General features: G+C 68.4%; 22 protein-coding genes and 1 pseudogene. 7 read left to right on the forward strand and 16 right to left on the reverse strand.

Annotated features, from left to right (window positions below; translation table 11 throughout):
- Positions 1-27 precede the first annotated feature (27 nt).
- A complete protein-coding gene (locus ACH413_RS29370; protein WP_360042371.1) occupies positions 28-522 on the forward strand; it encodes a hypothetical protein in 495 nt (164 codons plus the stop codon).
- Positions 523-601: 79 nt separating this feature from the next.
- On the opposite strand, the gene ACH413_RS29375 is transcribed toward ACH413_RS29370, so the two are convergent.
- The 3 genes from ACH413_RS29375 to ACH413_RS29385 are packed head-to-tail and all read right to left on the reverse strand — an operon-like array spanning position 602 to position 2,836.
- Positions 602-1,531 (reverse strand): LLM class F420-dependent oxidoreductase, encoded by a 930-nt coding sequence (locus ACH413_RS29375; RefSeq protein WP_360042368.1) that lies wholly within the window; start codon positions 1,529-1,531, stop codon positions 602-604.
- A 10-nt stretch (positions 1,532-1,541) separates the two neighbouring features.
- Positions 1,542-2,540 carry a CaiB/BaiF CoA-transferase family protein gene (locus ACH413_RS29380; protein WP_360042480.1) on the reverse strand — a complete coding sequence of 333 codons (999 nt, stop codon included), beginning with the start codon at positions 2,538-2,540 and terminating at the stop codon, positions 1,542-1,544.
- Positions 2,537-2,836, reverse strand: a complete 300-nt coding sequence (locus tag ACH413_RS29385; protein ID WP_189159205.1) for an antibiotic biosynthesis monooxygenase — start codon at positions 2,834-2,836, stop codon at positions 2,537-2,539. The genes ACH413_RS29380 and ACH413_RS29385 overlap by 4 nt, the downstream gene beginning before the upstream one ends.
- Before the next feature lie 94 nt (positions 2,837-2,930).
- Here ACH413_RS29385 and ACH413_RS29390 point away from each other — a divergent pair, with 94 nt between their 5' ends.
- Positions 2,931-3,707, forward strand: a complete 777-nt coding sequence (locus tag ACH413_RS29390; protein ID WP_360042365.1) for a cyclase family protein — start codon at positions 2,931-2,933, stop codon at positions 3,705-3,707.
- Between the two features lie 345 nt (positions 3,708-4,052).
- On the opposite strand, the gene ACH413_RS29395 is transcribed toward ACH413_RS29390, so the two are convergent.
- The 8 genes and pseudogenes from ACH413_RS29395 to ACH413_RS29430 all read right to left on the reverse strand — a co-directional run bounded on the left by ACH413_RS29395 (position 4,053) and on the right by ACH413_RS29430 (position 10,610).
- Positions 4,053-4,970 carry an acyltransferase domain-containing protein gene (locus ACH413_RS29395; RefSeq protein WP_360042362.1) on the reverse strand — a complete coding sequence of 306 codons (918 nt, stop codon included), beginning with the start codon at positions 4,968-4,970 and terminating at the stop codon, positions 4,053-4,055.
- Positions 4,971-5,037: 67 nt separating this feature from the next.
- Positions 5,038-6,252 (reverse strand): ketosynthase chain-length factor, encoded by a 1,215-nt coding sequence (locus tag ACH413_RS29400; RefSeq protein WP_360042359.1) that lies wholly within the window; start codon positions 6,250-6,252, stop codon positions 5,038-5,040.
- A complete protein-coding gene (locus ACH413_RS29405; protein WP_319978430.1) occupies positions 6,249-7,517 on the reverse strand; it encodes a beta-ketoacyl-[acyl-carrier-protein] synthase family protein in 1,269 nt (422 codons plus the stop codon). Before ACH413_RS29405 ends, ACH413_RS29400 begins: the two co-directional genes overlap by 4 nt.
- Positions 7,518-7,612: 95 nt before the next feature.
- Positions 7,613-8,227 (reverse strand): annotated as a pseudogene (locus ACH413_RS29410) (citramalate synthase); the annotation flags it as partial.
- Positions 8,227-8,415 (reverse strand): hypothetical protein, encoded by a 189-nt coding sequence (locus ACH413_RS29415; RefSeq protein ID WP_360042352.1) that lies wholly within the window; start codon positions 8,413-8,415, stop codon positions 8,227-8,229. The pseudogene ACH413_RS29410 and the gene ACH413_RS29415, both read right to left, overlap by 1 nt.
- Positions 8,416-8,424: 9 nt before the next feature.
- On the reverse strand, positions 8,425-9,360 hold the full coding sequence (locus tag ACH413_RS29420; protein WP_330270084.1) for an aromatase/cyclase: 936 nt from the start codon (positions 9,358-9,360) through the stop codon (positions 8,425-8,427).
- Between the two features lie 29 nt (positions 9,361-9,389).
- Positions 9,390-9,641 carry an acyl carrier protein gene (locus ACH413_RS29425; protein ID WP_093600032.1) on the reverse strand — a complete coding sequence of 84 codons (252 nt, stop codon included), beginning with the start codon at positions 9,639-9,641 and terminating at the stop codon, positions 9,390-9,392.
- A gap of 159 nt (positions 9,642-9,800) precedes the next feature.
- A complete protein-coding gene (locus tag ACH413_RS29430) occupies positions 9,801-10,610 on the reverse strand; it encodes an AfsR/SARP family transcriptional regulator (RefSeq protein WP_360042348.1) in 810 nt (269 codons plus the stop codon).
- Between the two features lie 210 nt (positions 10,611-10,820).
- Here ACH413_RS29430 and ACH413_RS29435 point away from each other — a divergent pair, with 210 nt between their 5' ends.
- The 4 genes from ACH413_RS29435 to ACH413_RS29450 all read left to right on the forward strand — a co-directional run bounded on the left by ACH413_RS29435 (position 10,821) and on the right by ACH413_RS29450 (position 16,320).
- Positions 10,821-11,003 (forward strand): hypothetical protein, encoded by a 183-nt coding sequence (locus ACH413_RS29435; RefSeq protein WP_360042345.1) that lies wholly within the window; start codon positions 10,821-10,823, stop codon positions 11,001-11,003.
- On the forward strand, positions 11,000-13,264 hold the full coding sequence (locus tag ACH413_RS29440; protein WP_360042342.1) for a TOMM precursor leader peptide-binding protein: 2,265 nt from the start codon (positions 11,000-11,002) through the stop codon (positions 13,262-13,264). Before ACH413_RS29435 ends, ACH413_RS29440 begins: the two co-directional genes overlap by 4 nt.
- 8 nt (positions 13,265-13,272) lie before the next feature.
- Positions 13,273-13,944, forward strand: a complete 672-nt coding sequence (locus tag ACH413_RS29445) for a hypothetical protein (RefSeq protein ID WP_360042340.1) — start codon at positions 13,273-13,275, stop codon at positions 13,942-13,944.
- Positions 13,945-14,046: 102 nt separating this feature from the next.
- Positions 14,047-16,320, forward strand: coding sequence for a histidine kinase (locus tag ACH413_RS29450; protein WP_360042338.1), 2,274 nt, complete (start codon positions 14,047-14,049; stop codon positions 16,318-16,320).
- Between the two features lie 56 nt (positions 16,321-16,376).
- Here the strand turns inward: ACH413_RS29450 and ACH413_RS29455 are convergent, their stop codons facing one another.
- Together ACH413_RS29455 and ACH413_RS29460 are read right to left on the reverse strand one after the other, a co-directional pair.
- Positions 16,377-17,384, reverse strand: a complete 1,008-nt coding sequence (locus tag ACH413_RS29455; RefSeq protein ID WP_360042335.1) for a ketoacyl-ACP synthase III family protein — start codon at positions 17,382-17,384, stop codon at positions 16,377-16,379.
- A gap of 5 nt (positions 17,385-17,389) precedes the next feature.
- Positions 17,390-17,977, reverse strand: a complete 588-nt coding sequence (locus tag ACH413_RS29460; protein WP_319978439.1) for an NAD(P)H-dependent oxidoreductase — start codon at positions 17,975-17,977, stop codon at positions 17,390-17,392.
- 108 nt (positions 17,978-18,085) lie between these two features.
- Here ACH413_RS29460 and ACH413_RS29465 point away from each other — a divergent pair, with 108 nt between their 5' ends.
- Positions 18,086-18,691: a response regulator transcription factor gene (locus tag ACH413_RS29465; RefSeq protein ID WP_360042332.1), complete on the forward strand. Its 606-nt coding sequence runs from the start codon at positions 18,086-18,088 to the stop codon at positions 18,689-18,691.
- A gap of 18 nt (positions 18,692-18,709) precedes the next feature.
- Here ACH413_RS29465 and ACH413_RS29470 read toward each other — a convergent pair whose 3' ends face one another.
- From ACH413_RS29470 to ACH413_RS29480, 3 genes are read right to left on the reverse strand one after another with little or no spacing between them, the layout of a single operon-like run.
- The gene (locus tag ACH413_RS29470) at positions 18,710-19,927 is read right to left on the reverse strand and encodes an FAD-dependent oxidoreductase (RefSeq protein WP_360042329.1); all 1,218 of its coding nucleotides are present in this window, start codon (positions 19,925-19,927) and stop codon (positions 18,710-18,712) included.
- A gap of 1 nt (position 19,928) precedes the next feature.
- On the reverse strand, positions 19,929-20,708 hold the full coding sequence (locus tag ACH413_RS29475; protein WP_360042326.1) for an SDR family NAD(P)-dependent oxidoreductase: 780 nt from the start codon (positions 20,706-20,708) through the stop codon (positions 19,929-19,931).
- Between the two features lie 11 nt (positions 20,709-20,719).
- A complete protein-coding gene (locus tag ACH413_RS29480) occupies positions 20,720-21,043 on the reverse strand; it encodes a 2Fe-2S iron-sulfur cluster-binding protein (protein ID WP_093600065.1) in 324 nt (107 codons plus the stop codon).
- Positions 21,044-21,185 lie beyond the last annotated feature (142 nt).

Raw genomic sequence — 21,185 nt, forward strand, 5'->3', positions numbered from 1 at the left:
TCGCGGGATCGCGGAGGAGGGTGCGTCGTGAGGTTGTCCCGACGCCAGGTGTTCAAGGCTGCCGGATTAACGGCGCTGGCAGGCGGAATCACGTCGAACGGATCGGTGGCGGCGGCCGCGCCCGTACGAACGTGGAGTGGCGAGATCCAGGTCGGCGACTGGGAGCAGTACTACCTCGGGCTTGACGACGGGGCCCACCAGAAGGCGCTCAGCGCATTGGACATCGCACATCGCGACGGTTTCCGCGCTGACGAGCAGTACCTGATGGTGCCGGTCGAGTCCGTACGACGAGCCGCGCTGGAGTTCGGTGACCACGCGGCCGCCGATGTGTTGCGTGACCGCTTCGGCCTCGACTCACCGTCGATGCTCGGACGCGGGCTCAAGCTCGTGCTCGGGCAGGACGGGCTGGAGAAGCGCTACCTCGACGAACCCGCGTTGCAGCTGCGATATATCGGATATCGGCGGCGGTTCGCGAACTACGTGATGCCGATGCCACCAGCGGTGCGCAAAGCGCTCGCCTGATATCCGATATCCGATATCCACCAGCCGATATCCAGAATCCGGTATATCAGCGGCCCCGATATATCAGGGCTGCGATATATCAGAGTTGGGGCGCCACGTCCGACGCGATGTCGGTGATGTGGTCGAGGTCGGCGAGGTCCAGCGTCTGCAGGTACACGCGCTGCACACCGGTCGCGTCCCGCCACGCGCCGATGCGGTCGACCACCTCGGCCGGGGTGCCGGCCAGGCCGTTCGCCTTGAGCTCGTCGACCTCGCGGCCGATCGCGGCGGCACGGCGGGCGACGTCGGCGTCGGTCCGGCCGACGCACGCGACGAGGGCGACCGAGCGGATGATCTCCTTCGGGTCGCGGCCGGTCTCCTCACAGGCGGTGTCGACGCGGGCGAACTGCTCGACCGCGGCGTCGATGCCGACGAACGGCAGGTTGAACTCGGTGGCGTAGGACGCGGCCAGGGCGGGCGTGCGCTTGGCACCCATGCCGCCGATCAGCAACGGGACGCGCTCTTGCGCGGGCTTCGGCAGCGCCGGCGAGTCGGTCAGCGTGTAGTGCTTGCCCTCGAACGAGAAGGTGCCGCCGAGCGGGGTCTCCCACAGGCCGGTGATGATCGCGACCTGCTCCTCGTAGCGCTCGAAGCGCTCCCCCAGCGACGGGAACGGAAGCCCGTACGCGGTGTGCTCGGCCTCGTACCAGCCCGCGCCGATGCCGAACTCCACGCGGCCACCGGACATCTGGTCGACCTGGGCGACGCTGATGGCGAGCGGTCCCGGGTGGCGGAACGTCGCGGCGGTCATCAGCGTGCCCAGGCGGATCGTCGACGTGTCGCGGGCCAGACCGGCGAAGGTGATCCACGGGTCGGTCGGGCCGGGAAGGCCGTCGGCCGAGCCCATCCTGAGGTAGTGGTCGGAGCGGAAGAAGGCGCCGTAGCCTGCGTCCTCGGCCGTCCTGGCCACCCGGAGCAGGTCGTCGTAGCTCGCGCCCTGCTGGGGTTCGGTGAAGATTCGGAGTTCCACGAACGCGAATCTAGTCTGCGGAAAAGCGCGGTGCAGGCACAGCCGCCCCGTCCGCGGTGAACACTCCGCGTGCCACCAGGTGCGGATGCGCGGCCGCCTCCTCCAGGGTCAGCACCGGCGTCACGCAGGCATCAGAAGAAGCGAACACCTCCGACCACTCATCACGGGTCCTGGTCAGGAACGCCTCGGCGAACGTCTTGCGCAGCAACGGCCAGGAGTCGCGGTCCAGCTGTTCGGGCAGGTCGGCGGCGTGCAGTCCCAGACCGGCCAGCAGCAGCGCGTAGAACTGCGGCTCCAGCGACCCCACCGCGACGGAACGGCCGTCCGCGCACTCGTAGATCGAGTAGAACGGGCATCCGCCGTCGAGCAGGTTCGAGTCCGGCGAGTCCTCCCACACCGACTGCGCCTTCATCGACCAGATCATCTGCGCCAGCGACGCCACCCCGTCGACGATCGCCGCGTCGACGACCTGACCGAGGCCGGTGCGCTGCCGTTCCCACAACGCCGCCAGCACGCCCAGCACCAGGTACAGCGAGCCGCCACCGAAGTCACCGACCAGGTTCAGAGGTGGCTTGCCGATGGCGTGCAGCACTCCGGTGACCGACAGGTAGTTGATGTCGTGGCCGGCGCGCTGGGCCAGCGGACCGTCCTGACCCCACCCGGTCATCCGCGCGTAGATCAGGCCGGGGTTGACCGCCAGGCAGTCGGAGGGCCCGAGTCCGAGCCGTTCCAGCACACCGGGGCGGAACCCCTCGATCACCACGTCGGCCGCCGAGATCAGCGACAGCACGGAGGCGCGGCCGTCCGCGGACTTCAGGTCCGCCGACACCGAACGCCTGCCGCGCAACAGGAAGTCGCGGGAGGCGTCCGGCACGACGGACAGGCCGCCGGACGGACGCTCGACGCGCACGACGTCCGCGCCGAGGTCCGCCAGCAGCATCGCGCCGTGCGGGCCGGGACCGATGCCGCCGAACTCGACGACCTTCAGCCCGTCGAGCGGTCCCATCAGGACTCAGAGGCCACGAACGACAGGCGCGGGTTGAAGATCGCGCCCGTGGACTCGGCCAGGCCGCGCATCGCCTTGGCGTGGTTGCCGAAGTCCGGGTGGGCCAGTGCCGCGCGCAGGGCGTCGGCGCTCTCCCACAACGCGATGTTGATGTACGACGCCGGGTCGTCCAGCTGGCGCGACAGCGTGTACTGGATCAGGCCCGGCTGCTCGCGCAGGAAGGCGGCCGTCTCGTCGAAGGCCTTCTCGAACTCCTCCGGGTCACCGGTGAGCGTGAAGCGGTTGAGGAAGGTGATCATGAGGTGGCTCCTCCAGAAACGGTGTCAGGCTAGGCAGAACCATGCCCACCGCGTCTTGAGACGTGCTCAAGGAACGCCCGCCAAGCTCGACCGCATGCGCATCATCGATCTGTCTTCCCACATTGACGCATCCGCGTACGAAGCGGACCCGGTGACGCACGAGGTGCTCACGGCCGCCCAGGGTGCCGAACACATGGCCGAGCAGCTCAAGGCGCGGCTCGGCATCGAGTTCGACGTCTCCGTGCTGCGGGACTCCGAGTTCCTCACGCTGGACCGGATCAGCCTGACCTCCCACACCGGCACGCACGTGGACGCGCCGAGCCACTACGGCTCGAAGACCACGTACGGCAACGGAATCCCGCGCCACATCGACGAGATGCCGCTGGAGTGGTTCCACAACCCCGGCGTGAAGCTCGACGTCCGCGGCCACGGCACCGGCGTCATCGGCGTCGACGTGCTGGAGAAGGAGTTCGCCCGCATCGGCTACACGCCGAAGCCGATGGACATCGTCATCCTCGACACCGGCGCCGCCGAGCACGCGGGCACCCAGACCTACTTCACCGACTACACCGGGCTCGACGGCCCCGCCACGAACTTCCTGCTGGACCTGGGAGTCAAGGTGATCGCCACCGACGCGTTCAGCCTCGACGCGCCGTTCCCGGACATCGTCAAGCGCTACCTGCAGACCAAGGACGAGAGCGTGCTGTGGCCCGCGCACTTCGCCGGCCGCGACCGCGAGTACTGCCAGATCGAGCGTCTCGCGAACCTGGAGGCGTTGCCGGACTTCGGGTTCACCGTCGTCGCGTTCCCCGTCAAGATCAAGGGCGCCGGCGCGGGCTGGACGAGGGCCGTCGCGCTGCTCGACGACTGAAACCGGACAACTAGTGGTGTGGCTCGGAACGTTGCCGGGGGAATTCGCGGTCAGACGGGTGCATCGTGGTGTCGCCCCCACGTCCTCGTACTGGTTGTACGGGGGCGTGGGGGCGGCGCCGCGAGGTGCCCTGCTGAGCGTGGATCACCTCGCCAACGTTCCGAGACGCGCCACTAGCTCTCAAGTGAGAGCTGAATCACCGTACCTACCTTGGTGGGTATGGATAACAGTGAATGGCCACCAGAGAACGAAGACCACATCGTCCGCGGAATCGACTAGCCACCGCCAAAGGGCCGCCCTCACCCAGGATCTGATTCTGGAGAGGGTGGCCCTTTTATATTTCGGTCACACCAGACGAGCGCGAGCCGTGTCCACGGTGTCCGCGGCGTCGAGCAACGGCAACACCTGAGAGGCACCGGACCGCACGGCCTTCGTCCGCCGCGCGAACGACGTCAAGGTCTGGCCGGGACCGGCTTCCACCAGCAGAACGTCGTACATCGCCACGAGTTCGTTCAACGCCGGTCCGAAGTAGACGGCGTCGGTCAGCTGGCGGGTCCAGAACCGCGCGGACAACGCGTCCTCAGGAGTCATCAGCTTGCCCGTGTACCCGGAGTACAACGGCATCTGCGGCGCACGGGGCGAAGCGCTCCACGAAGCCAGGGCCTCGTCCACGGCGGGCTGCATCGCCGGGCTGTGGAACGGCGTCGACGCCGGCACGGTCACGACGATGTACTCGTCCGCCTCCAGCCGCGCCCGCACACGGGCCAGCGGCTCGTCGGACCCGGCCAGCATCGTCTGCCGGGCCGAGTTCACGGCCGCGATCGCCACGTCGCCTTCCAGGTACGGCAACAGGTCCGCTTCCGAGGCGGCGACGGCCAGCATGCCGCCGGAGGGAATCGGCACGGCGGACAACACCCGGTCCCGCACCAGGGACACGGCCTCTTCCAAGGTGAACACCCCGGCCAGCGTCGCCGCGACGACCTCGCCCGCGGAGTGCCCGATCAACGCGACGGGCTTGACGCCCCACGACAGAACGGTGCGCCCCAGCGCGTAGTCGACGGCGAACAGCAACGGCTGCGCCCGCGACACGTGATCGACGTCCGCCCCGGAAAGCCAGTCCTCGCAAGCAAGAGAGCCGACCTCGCCGAACAGCTCGAACACCTCGTCGATCACCGAGGTGAACACGGCATCCGTGCCGTACAGGGACGCCGCCATCCGCGGGTACTGCGATCCCTGGCCCGGAAACATCAGTGCTACGTCCACAACACGCCTCCAGAAACGGCTCAAGGCCGTGAAGGGGACACCTTCACGGCCTTGAGGCACATGACATCTACCTGTACTCGCGAACCACCATGGCGGAGTTGAAGCCGCCCTTGCCGCGACCGAGCACCAGCGCGGCCTTGATCTTGCCGTGCCGCGCCTCGTTCATGACGAGGTCGATCTCGTACTCGGGCACCAGGTTCTCGACGTTGATGGTCGGCGGGATCGCGCTCCAGTAGATGGAGAGGATCGCCGACGCCACGTCGAGCGAGCCACCACCGGCGAACAGACGCCCGGTCATGGTCTTCGGCGCCGTCACCGGCACGCCGTACGGCCCGAAGATGCCCTTGATCGCCTCGGCCTCGGCCTTGTCGAGCTCGGGAATGCCCGCCGCGTCGGCGAACACCACGTCGATCTCCGAGGCGTCCATGCCGGCGTCGCGCAGCGCCAGCTCGGCCGCCCGCTTCAGACCCGGCTCCCGCGACGGCATCTTCGAGTCGAACGTCGAGGCGTACCCGACGATCTCACCGTAGATGCGCGTCCCCGGCCGGCCGGCCGCCGACTCCGGCGTCTCGACCACCATGATCGCGCCACCCTCGCCCGCGACGTACCCGGAGGCGTCGCGGTCGAACGGCAGGTAGGCGCGCTTCGGGTTGTTGTTGCGCGACAGGCAACCCGAGGCCTGGTGGGCCACCCACGCCCACGGGCACAGCGAGGAGTCCATGCCGCCTGTCAGGGCGAGCTGGACACCCTTGCGCAGCTGGCGCCGGGCGTGACCGATGGAGTCGATGCCACCGGCCTGCTCGGACACCACCACCGCGCCGGGACCGCGCGTGCCGTGCCGGATGGAGATCTGGCCCGTGTTGACCGCGTAGAACCACGCGAACGACTGGTACGCCGAGACGTACTCCGGACCCTGGTGCCACAGCTTCTGCAGTTCGCGCTGACCGAACTCGTACCCGCCGGCCGTCGCCGCGGTGATGACCGCGATGTCGGTGTCGGGGATGTCGTTCGGCTGCACACCCGCACCACGCAACGCCCAGTCCGTGCCGACCAGTGTCAGCCGCGTCATGTGGTCCGTCTGCGGCAGCAGGCGACCCTGCAGGTGCCGCCCTGCCTCGAAGCCAGGCACCTCACCGGCGATCTTCGCCCAGTAGTTCGCGCTGTCGAACCGGGTGATCGGCCTGATCGCCGCCTCCCCGTGCAGGGTCGCCCGCCAGTACGCGGTCGGCCCCAAACCGTTCGGAGACGCGATGCCGATTCCCGTCACCACTGCCCGAGTCACCGGCCTGCCCCTTCCACCTTTTTGAGCACCATGGCGCTCTGGAATCCACCGAAACCACTGCCCACGGTCAGGAGGGTGTCGACCTTCTTCTCGCGCGCCACCAGTGGCGTGTAGTCGAGGTCGCACTCGGGGTCCTGCTCGTGGAGGTTCGCCGTCGGCGGGATGAGGTCCTGCTCGAACGCCAGCAGCGAGCCGACGATCTCGAGCGAACCGATCGCGCCCAGCGAGTGCCCGATCATCGACTTGAAGCCGGAGACCGGGGTCTTGTACGCGTGCGCACCCAACGAACGCTTGAAAGCGGCCGTCTCGTGCAGGTCGTTCTGCTTGGTGCCCGACCCGTGCGCGTTGATGTAACCGACGTCCGTGGCATCCGCACGCGCCTGCTTCAGCGCGATGTTGATGGCGTCGGACATCTCGATGCCCTCGGGGTGCAGGCCCGTCATGTGGTAGGCGTTGCACCGCGAGGCGAAGCCGGCGACCTCACCGTAGATGTGGGCACCGCGAGCGCGGGCGTGCTCCAGTTCCTCGAGCACGATGATCGCGCAACCCTCGCCCAGCACCAGGCCGTCGCGGGTCTTGTCGAACGGCCGGCACGCCGTTGTGGGGTCGTCGTTGCGGGTGCTGGACGCACGGATCACGTCGAAGCAGACCACGGTGATCGGGGAGAGCGGAGCCTCGGTGCCGCCGGTGACGACGACGTCCGCGGAGCCCTCCAGGATCAGGTCGGCCGCGTAACCGACCGAGTCGAGACCCGAGGTGCAGCCCGTGGAGACCACGGAGACCGGACCCTCGGCGCCCACTGTCCACGCCAGCTCCGTCGCCATCGAGGACGGCGTGAAGTAGTCGTAGAGGTGCGGGACGGCGTAGGACTGGTCGACCTCCCAGTACTTGCCCCGGTCGGAGCCGACGATGAACTCGCGCTCCAGCGAGGTCGTGCAGCCGACCGCGGTGCCGAGCGAGACACCGATGCGGCCGGGGTCGAGCTGGTCGAACTCGATGCCGGAGTCGGACATCGCCTCACGACCCGCGACGACCGCGAACTGCGCGGCCCGGTCGAGACGGCGGATCTCCTGCGGCGTCAAGCCTTCGCGCACTGGATCGAAATCTGCTTCCCCCGCCATGCGGGAGCGGTACGGAGACGCGTCGAAGTGCGTGATGTTGCGAGTCGCCGTACGCCCTTCGGACAGCAGTTGCCAATACGCCTTCGTTCCGATGCCACCAGGTGCGACCACGCCCACCCCGGTGATGACGGCGCGACGACTCATCGGACACCTCCAATCGCCTTCTGTGCGGACACGGTCTGCTCCAATCTCGGACAGGGCACGGGAGCGATACCTGTTTCTGCCGAATGAACCGATGATGAAACGCCCCGATCGAGGCCACCTCGAACGACGGCGTAGGACCCCTGTACGAGTCCGGCCCCCGCGTCGGTCGCGAACAGCTGTTTCGCTGCCGAGCCGCCGTCGTCGTCACATCCGAAACCAAGGGGCACACCGGTTTCCGCGACCGCCGCGACGATCTCGCCGATCTGGTCCGGCCACAGCTTGCCCGCTGTGTCGTGCAGCAACACGGTTTCCGCCCCAGCCTCCGCGGCGGTCAGCACGACCTCCAAAGCGTTCTCGGGGTCGATCAGCCAGCCGTCGAAGAAGTCCCGCGCCTCGACGATCACTCGTCGTTCGGCGCGCACGAGTTGACGCACGGCCTCTCGAACCACCGAAAAGCCGTGCCCTTGGACAACTATCGCCACCGCGGGGGTTTCCGCGGCGATGAGTGCGGCCAGATCCTCCGCACCGCCGGAGGCGATGAGGGTGGCGGCCCGCAACCGGAGTTCGATCGCCGCCCGGTGGTAGAACGACCGGGCGGGTCTGCCTCCGTCGACGAACGTGACTCCGAGCGCGTCGAGGCGCCGCGCCGCGACCAGTCTGTCCGAAATGGACAGGCTGGTGCGGCGCAGCGAGATGTCGTAGAGCTTCATCAGAACCCCGACAGCAGTACTCGGGAGGCCTCGATCTCGTAGGCACAGGGCGCCACGTCCGAAGAGGGACAACCCTTGCGCTCGTGCTCGACCGCGGCTTTCTCCAGGTACATGGAGACCACGTAAAGTCCGTTGCGGCTTGCAGCGCGTGCTGCGGCGGTCAGTAGTTCCGCGCCACCCAACCCCATCGCGTCACCTCACCCGTTCTCGGCGAATTCCTTGGCGTGCCGGAGCGTCGTGAGGCTGTTGGTGCCCAGTGCGTGACGGATGAGCTCGCGAGCGCGCTCGATCGTCCCGTCGGCTCCCAGGATCTCGGGGATGACCTCGGGCCGGATGACGACGGTGTGGTGCGACGTCGCCTCGATGCCGGCCTCGATGCCGTCGCCGATGTCCCTGAACGTCCACCGGCCGACGTGCGCCGCCATGATCGGCGGTGTGTGCGTCTGCTTGTAGACGATGCCGTCGTACGGGGTGCAGACCCGCACCGAGTGCGTGGTGTGGATCGACCCGTCCGGGCTGCGCGTGTCCATCTCCATGGACTGCACGCCGGTGACGGCTTCCTTGAGGTCCAGCTTCGCCACGTGCGGCAGACGCTCCGGCCACAGGTCCGAGCGGTACAGGAACTCGTAGACGTCCTTGCGGCTCGCGTGGATCGTGATGCTGTCCGAGAACGACAGCACCAGCTTGTCGTAGTCGTCGCCGTACTCGGCCGCCCGCTTGAGGGCGGCGAGCTCGGCGTCGCTGTTGTTGTTGACGGCGTTCAGGATGAGGTCGACCGCCTCGGGCTGCGCCGCGGTGAAGTGGTGGAGCAGATCGACCCTGGTCGCCGAATCGGCGATCGGGACGATCCGCCACTCCCCACCCATCGTCTTCACCGGTGCCGCCGAACGCTCCTGCTCGAACTTGATGTGCAGGTTCGCCGGGTCGAGCTCGCGCCGGGACGTCCACGTGCGCACGTCACCGTTGGCGAACGCGTGCAACCGCAACCGCTCCGTCGAGCCATCCCGTTCGAACACCTCGGCCTGGACCGTGGGTCCGAAGATGTACGGCCAGGTCGTCACGTCCGCGACCAGGTCGTACACCACCTTGGCGGGAGCCCCGATCATGACCGTGTGCGTGGTGGTGTGCGTCATGTCCGTCTCCGTATCCCGAGTCGCCGGCGTCAGGCCGCGATCTGTCCGTTGACCTTGTCCAGCAACTGACGCGGCGTCTCGATGTACGCCAGCTCGTCGTCGGCGATGGCGGCACCGTGCTTGCGCTTGATCAGCGCGACCGTCTCCAGCAGGGCGAGGGAGTCGAAGCCCAGCTCGAGGAACGGGATGTCGAGAATGTCCTGGCCCGGCTTGAACGAGTCGTCGTCGCCCGCGGCCTCGTTGAGGATCTCTTTGAGTCCCTCGATGGTCAGTGCGCTCACGGCTAGCTTCCTTTCCTCCAGCGGGCGGTTTCCGCGCGCCCACGACTGAGGTTGTCACCGCACGCCTGTAAGCCAGTGGAGAGATTCTCGAAGAAACCGTTGCACGACAAGCAAAAACGGCCCGCGCCACAGTGTGGCGCGGGCCGCTGGAGCTTTGATCTAGGCCAGAAGGCGTTGCAGCTGACGGGTTTCGGCGCTGTCGAGGCGCGGGTCGGACGTCAGGATCGCGTGCTGCAAGGTCTGCAGGCGCGACGACGGTTCGACGCCGAGCTCCTCGATCAGGGTGTTGCGCAGGCCCTTGAACGCGTCGAGCGCCTGCCACTGCCGGCCGGCGCGGAACAGCGAGATCATGTACTGCGCGCACAGGTTCTCGTTCATCGGGTTCTGCACGGTCAGCACCGAGAGCTCGGACAGCAGCGCCTTGTGCTTGCCCATCCGCAGCTCGGCGTCGATGCGCGCTTCGAGCACGCCCAGCCGGGCCTCTTCCAGGCGCACGATCTCGATGCCGAGCGGCATGCCCGGTCGCACGTCCACGACGGCGGCGCCGCGCCACATCTCGAGCGCCTGCCGCAGCAGCCGGGAGGCCGAGACGTAGTCCTCGACGTCGTAGGCCTGCTGGCCCGCGCGGGAGAGACGTTCGAACTCGTGCACGTCGACGGCCTCCGGCGGCACGTCGAGCAGGTAGCCGCCGTACCGGGTGACCAGCACTTCCTTCGCCGCACCCTCGTCGGACGCCGACAGCGCGTCGCCGATGAGCTTGCGCAGCTGCAGGATGTAGGTCTGCAGGGTGGTGCGGGCGCTGCGCGGCGGACGGTCGCCCCACAGTTCCTCGATCAGCGTGGGAACGGACACGACCTGCCCGGAGTGCAACGCGAGCAGCGCCAGGATCTGCCGTGGCTTGGCCGCGGTGGGCGTCACCGAGCGACCGTTCACCTTGGCCTCAACGGGCCCCAGGACCTTGATCTGCATCGCGACCCCTCCTTCGGTTCCGAGCACGGCATTAGTCTGCTCGGTCTAACGACGGGGCGTTAGTGCACAGGCCATCGATGTCAGGTGAGTTCTGCCCGTGCCGGGTATGAAAACTTCATACGGAGGCGCATTAGCCGGTAACTACCGATCCATTAGCGCTGGTCCGCATCATTACCCACAACAAATCACACGCAAACATCGGAGATGAACATGTACCCCACCGTCACCGTGGAGCACTTGTCTTCCGTCCCCACCGCCACAGACGACTCCGACGACATGAAGATCTACCAGTTCGACCGTGAGGCCTCGATGGACTGGTGGATCATCTACGCCTCCGGGACGTGCTCCCCGGGCAGCTGCTACAAAGCCGAAGAGGCGGTCCTCGCGGCATGAGACACGAACTGGCCGAACCGGGCGAGCAACGCATCGGGTTCAAACGACACCTCCGGCCGCAGATAGTGCAGGGTGAAGCCGTTTACCTGTTCGGAGAATCAGGGGTCACGGCCATTGCAGGCACCCACGTCGAAACGCTGGCGCCGTTGCTCGACGGCACCCGCGATCTCGCCGCACTGCTGCGCGACGTCCCCGCTGGTCTGAGCGCCGACAAGGTGGGACGCATGCTCACGCGGCTCGCCGCGGCGGGGCTCATCGGCAGCAGGGGCACGGAGGACGGTTCGGCCACGGCCGAGGCCTCACTCGCGTACTGGGACGCGGTGGGTCTCGACCCCGCGGACGCGGTGGCGGCGACATCGACGTCGCTCGTCTCCGTGGTCGCGATCGGCGACATCGATCGCGACGCGCTCGTGGAAGCCTTGCACCGCAACGGACTCACGGTCACCTCGGGGAGTGGTGACCTCACGGTCGTGGCGTGTGCGGACTACCTGGCCCCCGAGCTCCGCGCCATCGACGAGGCACATCGCGCGACAGGCACGCCTTGGCTGCTGGTCAAGCCCGTGGGCGCGCAGGTGTGCGTCGGTCCCTTCTTCACCCCCGGCGACGGCCCCTGCTGGCGTTGCCTCGCCTCGTGCCTGTCCGTGAACCGGAAGGCGGAGGCGCACGTGCGGGCGCGGTGCGGACAGAGTGGTCCGGCACCACGCCCTGCCATCGGCCTGCCGTCGCTGCGGGCGACGGCACTGGAGATCGCGTCGGTCGAGGCGACCAAGTGGCTCGCCGGCATCCGCCACGAGACACAGCGATCCATCTGGAACTACGACAGCCTCACGATGAAGGTCACCCAGCACGAGGTGCGGCACCGCCCGCAGTGCTCGGACTGCGGTGACCCCGAAGTTGTCGCGCGCAGGGCGTTCGAGCCGGTCGAACTCACGAGTCGCGTGAAGCGCTCCTGCGAGGGCGGCGGCCACCGGTCGTCGTCCCCGCAGGAGGTGCTCGACACCTACCGGCACCTCATCGGTCCCCTCACCGGGATCGTCAAGGACATCCGCCGCAACGACCAGGGCCCGGCCTTCTTCAACTCCTTCGTGTCCGGCTCGAACATCGCGGCCGCCGGCGAGGGCATCGAGGGGCTGCGCTCGGCGCTGCGGGCCGACACCGGCGGCAAGGGCATGACGCCGCTCGACGCCGAGGTCGGCGCCCTGTGCGAGGCCGTGGAACGACGCAGCGGCGCGTTCTTCGGCGAGGAGGCACGGGTGAGCGGCAGCTACGCCTCGCTCGGCGACCTCGCGATCCACCCCCTCACCGTCCAGCAGTACGACCAGCGCCAGTTCGAGGGCCGCGAGGAGTGGAACGCGAGCCACTCGATGTTCCAGCACGTCACCACGCCGTTCGACGAGAACGAGGTGATGGACTGGACCCCGCTCTGGTCGCTCACCGACCAGCGGCACAAGTTCCTGCCCACCGGCATGCTCTACTTCGGCGCCCCCTGTCCGCCGAGTGTCACGTCGGACTCCAACGGCTGCGCCGCGGGCAGCAGCCTGGAGGACGCGGTGCTGCAAGGGCTTCTCGAACTCGTCGAACGGGACGCGGTCGGCATCTGGTGGTACAACCGGACGCCGGTGCCGGGCGTGGACCTGGACTCGTTCCACGACCGGTGGATCGACGAACTCCGCGACGTGCACGCGAACCTCGGGCGTGAGGTGTGGCTGCTCGACGTCACCGCCGACCTGGGCGTGCCGACGATGGTCGCCGTGTCGCGCCGCACGGACGGCGGGCCGCGCGAGGACATCATGTTCGGCTGCGGCGCGCACCTCGACCCGCGGACCGCGGCACGCCGCGCCCTCACCGAGCTGAACCAGTGCATGCCCTCGCTGTGCGGCCAGGTCGACCTGGCCCGGTTCGACGTCGACCTGCGGCACTGGCTCGAGACGGCCCGGCTCGCCGACCACCCCTGGCTCGCACCCGATCCCGGCGAACCGGCGCGCGACGTGTTCCACCACGGCTACGTCCACCGCGCCGACCTCACCGAGGACATCCGCGCCATCCAGGACACCCTGGAGGCCAAGGGAATGGAGCTGCTCGTGCTCGACCAGACCAGGCCCGACATCGGACTTCCGGTCGTGCGGGTCGTCGTGCCGGGCCTGCGGCACTTCTGGTCGAGGTTCGCTCAAGGCCGCCTCTACGACGTCCCTGTACAACTGGGTCGGCTGGCACGACCACGCCGGTACGAAGAGCTCAACCCGATCCCGTTGTTCATGTGATGAACGGGATGACCATCGCCCAGAGCGGAGGCGCTGTGGTGCCCACGCAGTCGCACGTCCCGGCAGGCAGGCCGCTGTGGTCGTTGCTGGAGGACGCCTTCGTGGACGAGGGCGCCGAGCACCTGACCGTGCACGGCAGATGGGGTGCGATCCAGATCGCCGACACCAGCCCGCTGGTGCGCGAGGCGTTGCACCGGATGAGCCTCGGTCCGGTGGCGCTGGAGAACATCTCGGCGCTGCACGAGAACTTCGTGCGGTGGAAGACCGGCTCCGGTCCGTGCCTCATCTGGCGCAAGCTCAAGAACACGCTCGACCAGCTGGGCGGCTGCCTCGTGCCGTCGCTCGGGCTGAACGACGGCGCCGGGCCGATCCTGTCGGTCGTCGCGGTCACGCGGGACGCGGTGTTCGCGTTGCCGCACATCGAAGAGCACGAGATCGTCACCATGCGGCCGCGCACCGAGATCGAACGGCTGAACGGGGACCAGGCCCTGGCGTGTCCAGGACTCGCCTATCAGGTGATTCTGCACAGCGCGCCCGCCACCGAGATCGCGAAGTCGTTGCTGCACACGGAGAGCACGATCGCCGAGGTGGCCGAGGCGTTGCAGGTGGAGAAGACGCTGGTCGGAGATGTTGTCGCTTATCTGGCGGGGGCCGGACTCGTCGTCGTCCAGAGGTGTTGAGCCATCGCCATGTTGCTCCGATCGCGGATCGCAAAACGCGAGATTTCCCAGGAAGCGCCCGTATCATGGCCGCGTCCGGACCCTCGCGTGGGAGCTGCTGCTGTGACGCTGCGACAGGAACGCTCATCGGTGTCCCGTCGTTTGGCGTACGTCGTGATCAGCGTGGTGTTCGTCGGCTACTTCAGCAACGCGTTCCTCTACGTCCTGCAGGCCGGCGCCACCCCCGTGCGGATCGCGGGTTCACTGGCCTGTCTGCTCTCGATCGGGTACCTGCAGCTGCGGGTGTTCTCCCGGCCGGGCACGGACCTGAGGTCGGCCAAGGCCTACCTGGCGCTCGGCGCGCTCGCGCTGCTGGTGTTCGTGCCGATCCTGTTCTTCCCCAACGCGTGGGCCGGCATGCCCGGTTTCTTCGCGGGCAGTGCCCTGCTGGTGCTGCCGGGCCGGGTGCGGTGGCTGGTGTTCGGCGCGGTGGCGCTGGTCAACGCCGCGGCCAAGATCGGCCAGTGGGAAACCGGCGTGCTGATCTACTACCTGGTGTCGTCGATGGTCGCCGGCCTGGTCGTCTACGGCCTGTCGCGGCTGCCGTCGCTGGTGAAGCAGCTGGAGACGGTCCGGTCCGAGCTCGCCGACCTGGCGGTGTCACAGGAACGGCTGCGGTTCGCCCGCGACCTGCACGACCTGCTCGGGTTCAGCCTCTCGGCGATCACGCTGAAGGTGGAGCTGACCCGCAAGCTGATCGGTGAACACACCGACCGCGCGCTGCGTGAGCTGGCGGAGATCCTCGGCATCGCCCGTGAGGCCCTGACGGACGTTCGTGCGGTGGCGTCGAGCTACCGCGAACTGTCGCTGGCCGACGAGATCGAGTCGGCGCGGTCCGTGCTGACCGCCGCGGGGGTCGCGGCGACGATCGAGGCGGACGAGACCGAGCTCGCCCCCCGGTCCAGGACCGTCCTCGCGACGGTGCTGCGCGAAGGCGTGACGAACCTGCTCCGGCACAGCGAGGCCACCCGCTGCACGATCACGATCTCCGGCACGGACGGGTTCGTGTCGATCGACGTCGTCAACGACGGCGCGCCCGCCGAGGCCGGCACCGATCGGGGCAGCGGTCTCACCAACCTCGCCACCCGCACCACCGCCCTCGGTGGGTCGATCCTCGCCCAGGCCTCACCGGACGGCGTCTACCGGCTGCACGCCGAGGTGCCGACCGATCCGGCGTCGGAGGAACGGGCCAGCGACCCGCGCCCCGCCGGCCCCATGATGGCGACGCGGTTCGCCCAGGTGCTGCTCACGGCGGTCGTGGTCGGGTACGGAGCGATGGCGACGACGCTGTCCACGCACTTCTACTCGTCGGTCGGGGCGGCCGGGATCGCGGCCGCCGCGGTGAGCAACGCGGTGGCCGTCGGGCTCGTGCTGGGCCTGGTGAGCCGTCCCCACGTCCGGTTGACCCCGGTCCGCGTCGGCGCGGTGCTGGCCGCGCTGGCCGTCTGCGTGTACACGGCTCCGTTCGTGTTCACCAACCCCTACCTCGGCGCCGTGCCCGGCTTCCTCGCCGGATCGGCGGCGCTGCTCCTGCCCCGCCGGACCGGCTGGCTCGCGTTCGTCGCGGTCGTCGCGGCGCAGGGCGCGATCTACCACGTGATGGGCCCCTCGATCGGTGAGGGCGTCGTGGACACCGTGTACGGCGTCATCGCCGCGACGAACCACGGCCTGGTGCTCTACGCGTTGACCAGGCTGCGTTCCACGGTGAACGAGCTGCACGAGGCGCGGGAGGAACTGGCGACGGCGGCGGTCACGCAGGAACGGTTGCGGTTCGCCCGCGACCTGCACGACCTGCTCGGCTACAGCCTCTCCGCGATCACGCTGAAGAGCGAGCTCACGCACCGGCTGGCGGTGATCGACCCCGGCCGGGCGCGCCAGGAGCTCACCGAGGTGCTGGAGATCTCCCGGCAGGCTTTGGCGGACGTGCGGTCGGTGGCCCTGAGCTATCGCGAGCTGTCGTTCGACGAGGAGACCCAGTCTGCGCAGGCGTTGCTGTCCGCGGCCGACATCGAGGTCACCGTGCGGATCGACGCGTGCGACCAGCTGCCCAAGGAGGTGACGGTGACGCTGGCGACGGTGTTGCGCGAGGGCGTCACGAACCTCCTGCGGCACAGCAAGGCCGAGCACTGCGAGATCGTGCTCGCCAGCTCGCGGCACCTGGTCACGATGGACATCATCAACGACGGGATCCCCACCATCGAGCGGAAGTCGCGTGACGGCAGCGGGATCGGCAACCTGACCACCCGCGTCCGCGCGCTCGGCGGTGACCTGCAGGCCGGTCTCACGCCCGAGCACACCTACCGGCTGCGCGCCGAGATCCCGTTGCCGTTGAACTGAAAGCAGCGAAAAGGGCCGCGTGAGGGATTCCCCCTCACGCGGCCCTTTCGGTGTGCTCACAGCATCTCGATGACCGCGCAACCCCAGCTGTAGCCGGCGCCCACGCCGAACATCACGATCCGCTGGCCCGACGTCGCCTTGCCGGTCTGCACCAGGTGGTCGAAGCTCGCGAACTGGTCGCCGGCGCCGAGGTGCCCGACCGTGCGGCTCCACTCCCACGTGGTGCGCTCCGGCTCGATGTCGTACGGGCGCAGGTAGTTCACGTCCAGCCGGCGGCGGCCGAAGTGCGGCAGGATGATCCAGTCCGCGTCACCGATCTTCATGTCGGCGTCGGACAGGGCCTGCTCCACGGCGAGCGCCTGGCCAGCGTTGGCCTTGTTGATGCCGTAGGACAGCCCGAACTCGCGGCTGAACGTGTGCTTGGCCTCCTCGAAGTCCACCGGGATGCGGTGCGAGAACGGCGCGAGGCCGAACGGCACGTCGCCGCGGTGCAGCGGTTCGAGGTCGGAATCCGCGTTGATGGCCAACGAAAGCAGCTTCGCGTAACCGCCGCGGGTGGACAGCACGAGAGCCGACGCACCGTCGCCGTAGGGCGTTCCGGGGTCGGTCTTCCAGCGGTCGATTCCGGGCAGGCAGAAGCGATCTGAGGACGTCAGGAGGGCATCCCTGCCGGGACGGGCGATCAGGTAGGACACCGCGAGGTCCATGGCGGCCAGACCGCCGTTGGACATCTGCCGGATCTCCAGCGCCAGGCAGGAGTTCCTGACCGTCTCGCGCTGGATGTAGGAACCGACCGGCCACAGGTCCTGGCCCTGGTGGTAGGTGGTGGCGTGCAGGATCAGGTCGACGTCGTCGGGCTGCGATCCCGCCCGTGCCAACGCGACCCGTGCCGCCTCGACCGCCATCTCGGCCGCCGACTCGTGCGGGGACACGGACACGGACTCGACGTCCGTCCGCGAGACGAGCTTCGGCTCGCACTCCCCCGACGCGATCGCGTCCGCGACGTTCAGCGTCGAGGGCAGGCGCACGCCGCTGCCGTTGACGAAAACATCCTTCACTCGCACCGCGGTCAGACCTCCTTCAGCGCACGTGCGACGCGCACGACGCGTTCCGCCTGAATCTGGGCCGCCTGCAACGCGATCTCGTCGACCGGCAGGTTGTCCGCGCCCAGGACGTGAGAGGTGCCGTAGGGATTCAGGTTTCCTCCCGGCGGCACGATGATCCCGCCGAAGTGGCAGACCATGTTGTAGATCGACACGAGCGTGGTCTCCATGCCTCCGTGCAGGCTGCCGCCGGAGGTGAACGCGCTGTACACCTTGTCGGCCAGCAGACCGCTGAACCAGGCGGGCCCCAGCGTGTCGATGAACTGCTTGAGCTGCGCGGACACGTTGCCGAAGCGGGTCGGCGTGCCGAAGACGACGGCGTCGGCCCACAGCACGTCGTCGACCGACGCGACGGGGACGTCCGCGGTCTCCTCCAGGTGCGCCGCCCAGGCCGGCCTGGACCGCCACGCCGCCTCGGGCGCCAGCTCCGCAGCCCGTACCAGCCGCACCTCGGCGCCGTGCTTCTCGGCCGTCTCGGAGATCTCCGAGGCGATCCGGTGAATCGTTCCCGTCGAGGAGTAGTACACGACTGTCACGTTGACGCTGCGTTCCATGACGCATCCCTTCGCGAGGCAGCTCGGTTCACCCTTGCCGGGCCGCCTTGATGTGGCGTGGAGCGCGACATGAACGTTGGGAGATATGGTGTCGCGCGGAGGGGCGCGATGATCAGGGTTCTGCTCGCGGAGGACATGCACATGGTGCGCGGTGCTCTCATCGCGCTGCTCAACCTCGAACCGGACATCGAGGTCGTGGCCGAGGTGAGCTCCGGCGACAAGATCGTGCCGGCCGCGCGCCAGCACGGTCCCGACGTCTGTGTGATCGACATCGACCTGCCGATCCTCGACGGGCTGAGCGCCGCGACGACGATCCGCGAGACGATGCCGCAGGTCAGGACGTTGATGCTGACGTCGCTGGGCCGTCCGGGGACGTTGCGCAGGGCGCTGGCGGCCCGCGTGGACGGTTTTCTGCTCAAGGACGCGCCGCCGACTGAGCTCGCCGACGCGATCCGCCGCGTCGCCGCCGGGGAACGCGTCGTGGACAGCCAGCTGGCCCTGGCCGCGTGGGATCGCGGCGAGTGCCCGCTGACCGACCGCGAGCTGGAGGTCCTCCGGCTGGCGGCGAACGGCTCCGACGCGCCTGACATCGCTGTCGCGTTGTCCCTTTCGGTCGGCACGGTCCGCAACTACATGACGACGATCATGACCAAGCTCAACGGCCGCAACCGGGTGGACGCCATCCGCATCGCCGAGGAAGCCGGCTGGCTGTAGCTGTGCGGATGGCATCGCTCAGGCTGCCCGCTGCTGGCTGGCGCGCAGGTCGAAGCCCGGCTGGGCGACGATCTCCGGGGTGAGCGAGTTGCCGCCCTCCAGGATCCGGCGCCCCATCAGGAAGTCGATCGGCCGGTTGTAGGCCTCGATTCCAATCAACCTGTCATTTTTGAAGCAGAACACGGAGAACCTGCCCTCGGCCGGGTCGCCGACGGTGACCGTGCGGTCGTGGCCGTTGGTGAGGCCCGCGGTCTGCAGCTTCACGTCGTACTGGTCGCTCCAGAACCACGGCAGGGCGGTGTAGGGCTCCGCGCTGCCCATGATGGCCGCCGCGACCGTGGTGCCCTGGTCGGTGGCGTTCTGCACCGACTCCAGGCGGATCAGGCCGCCGGCGTGCGTGCTGGCGAACCGCGCGCAGTCGCCGAGCGCGTGGACGCGCGGGTCGACGGTGCGCAGGTGGGAGTCGACGAGGATGCCGTTGTCGACCGCGAGCCCCGCGCGCTGGGCGATCTCGGTGTTCGGGATGACGCCGATGCCCGCGACCACGAGGTCCGCGACGAGCACCGTGCCGTCCGTGAGCTCGACCAGGCCTTCCCTGACCGCGGCGACGCCCGTTCCGGTGAGGATCTGGACGCCTTCACTGCGGTGGCGGTTGACGAGGTGCTGGGCCGTCTCCGCGGACACCGCCCGTTGCATCACCTGGCCCTGCGCCTCGACGACGGTCACCTCGTGGCGCAGTTTCCTGACCACGGCGGCGAACTCGAGGCCGATGAACCCTCCGCCGATGACGACGACGTCGAGCCCGATCTGGCCGTCGAGCCGTTCCCTGATCGCGTCCGCGTCGGCGACCGTGCGCAGGTTCAGCACGTGCTCGGCGCCGGGGATGGGCAACGGCCGCGGCCGCGCGCCCGTCGCGAACACCAGGTGGTCGTAGCTGATCGTGCGGGCACATCCCAGCACCGCGACCCGTGCCTGGCGGTCGACCCCGATCACCCGCTCGTTGCGCACGAGCTTGATGCCGTGGTCGTCGTAGTACGAGTCCTGCCTCAGGACCAGCCCGGCGAGGTCGGTCTCCCCCGCCAGGTAGGCCTTCGTGAGCGGGGGCCGCTGGTACGGCGCGGCCTGCTCGTCACCGATGAGCGTGATGGGGCCGCGGTGTCCCTGCTCGCGCAGGGACACCGCGACCTGGCAGCCCGCCTGCCCGGCCCCGACGACGACTACCGACTCGCCGCGCATGTCAGTAGTTGCCCAGCCCGCCGCAGACGTTGAGCGCCTGTGCGGTGATCGAGGACGCGGTGTCCGTGGTCAGGTACGTCACGAGACCGGCGACCTCTTCCGGCGTGCTGTACCGACCCAGCGGGATCTTGGCGTTGAACTTCTCGAGGACCTCTTCCTCGGAGACACCCCAGTGGTTCGCGTAGCCCTGGCGGACGCGGCCGGCCATGGGCGTCTCGACGTAGCCGGGGCACACCGCGTTGACGGTGATGCCGGACTTCGCGAGCTCGATGCCGACGGCCTTGCTGAACCCGACGACGCCGTGCTTGGACGCCGAGTAGGGCGCGGCGAACACGACGCCCTGCTTGCCGCCGGTGGAGGCGATGTTGATGATCCGGCCCCAGGACTGCTCGACCATCTTGCCGGTCGACAGCACCTCCTTGGTGAACCGGAAGACACCGTTGAGGTTGGTGTCGATGACGTCCAGCCAGAGGTCCTCGTCCAACTCGGCGGTGATGCCGCCGCCACCGCGACCCGCGTTGTTCACGAGGATCTCGATGGGACCGAAGACCTCGACGGCCTTCTGCACCGCGGTGCGGATGTCCTCTGTGGACGTCACGTCGGAGGCGGCGCCGTCGGCCTCGATGCCTTCTTCACGCAGCTGCTTCACCGTGGTCTGGACGTTCTCGGCGTTGCGGGCCACGACGAAGACCGCGTGTCCCTCCTTGCCGAGACTGCGGGCGACCTCGAGACCGATTCCGCTGGTGGCGCCCGTGACCAGGGCGACCCGTCGCTTGCTCATGCTTCTCTCCCTCAGAGTTGCTTCTCAGGCATGTGCACGACGAGCCCGTCCTGCTCCTCGGTCACGGGGATCTGGCAGCTCAGCCGGCTGTTCTCCTTGCGCTCGCAGGCGGTGAAGTAGAGAAGCTCGTCCTCCACCTGGTGCATCTGCGACAGCGGCTTGGTGTTCTCCGGGTCGACGTACACGTGGCACGTACCGCACGAGGCCCCACCACCGCACTGGGCGACGATTCCCTTGATGCCGTTGAGAACCGCGCCGCGCATCACGGAGTCGTTCTGGGCCACGTCGACAACGGTCTCGATGCCGTCGTGCGAAACGTAAGTGATCTTTGGCATGGCAGTTCTCCCACGGATCTGCGGCTCGCCGGACGTGGTTCACCTTGAACGTCATCGCTTTGCACGTGGTGGAGACCACCTTGAGCGTTCAGGAGCTTGCTGGAACGGCAAGTTCGCGTGCGTTCCTCTCCGGAGCGACCGA

Origin of the sequence: Lentzea sp. NPDC020367 (assembly GCF_044387305.1) — a bacterium.
Taxonomy (GTDB): domain Bacteria; phylum Actinomycetota; class Actinomycetes; order Mycobacteriales; family Pseudonocardiaceae; genus Lentzea.

Coding starts and splice junctions, on each gene's coding strand:
- ACH413_RS29460 (WP_319978439.1), bottom strand. CDS start 17,977: ATGGAACGCAGCGTCAACGTGACAGTCGTGTACTACTCCTCGACGGGA.
- ACH413_RS29385 (WP_189159205.1), bottom strand. CDS start 2,836: ATGATCACCTTCCTCAACCGCTTCACGCTCACCGGTGACCCGGAGGAG.
- ACH413_RS29470 (WP_360042329.1), bottom strand. CDS start 19,927: ATGCGCGGCGAGTCGGTAGTCGTCGTCGGGGCCGGGCAGGCGGGCTGC.
- ACH413_RS29420 (WP_330270084.1), bottom strand. CDS start 9,360: ATGACGCACACCACCACGCACACGGTCATGATCGGGGCTCCCGCCAAG.
- ACH413_RS29390 (WP_360042365.1), top strand. CDS start 2,931: ATGCGCATCATCGATCTGTCTTCCCACATTGACGCATCCGCGTACGAA.
- ACH413_RS29405 (WP_319978430.1), bottom strand. CDS start 7,517: ATGAGTCGTCGCGCCGTCATCACCGGGGTGGGCGTGGTCGCACCTGGT.
- ACH413_RS29475 (WP_360042326.1), bottom strand. CDS start 20,708: ATGAGCAAGCGACGGGTCGCCCTGGTCACGGGCGCCACCAGCGGAATC.
- ACH413_RS29445 (WP_360042340.1), top strand. CDS start 13,273: ATGACCATCGCCCAGAGCGGAGGCGCTGTGGTGCCCACGCAGTCGCAC.
- ACH413_RS29480 (WP_093600065.1), bottom strand. CDS start 21,043: ATGCCAAAGATCACTTACGTTTCGCACGACGGCATCGAGACCGTTGTC.
- ACH413_RS29465 (WP_360042332.1), top strand. CDS start 18,086: ATGATCAGGGTTCTGCTCGCGGAGGACATGCACATGGTGCGCGGTGCT.
- ACH413_RS29435 (WP_360042345.1), top strand. CDS start 10,821: ATGTACCCCACCGTCACCGTGGAGCACTTGTCTTCCGTCCCCACCGCC.
- ACH413_RS29415 (WP_360042352.1), bottom strand. CDS start 8,415: ATGGGGTTGGGTGGCGCGGAACTACTGACCGCCGCAGCACGCGCTGCA.
- ACH413_RS29430 (WP_360042348.1), bottom strand. CDS start 10,610: ATGCAGATCAAGGTCCTGGGGCCCGTTGAGGCCAAGGTGAACGGTCGC.
- ACH413_RS29440 (WP_360042342.1), top strand. CDS start 11,000: ATGAGACACGAACTGGCCGAACCGGGCGAGCAACGCATCGGGTTCAAA.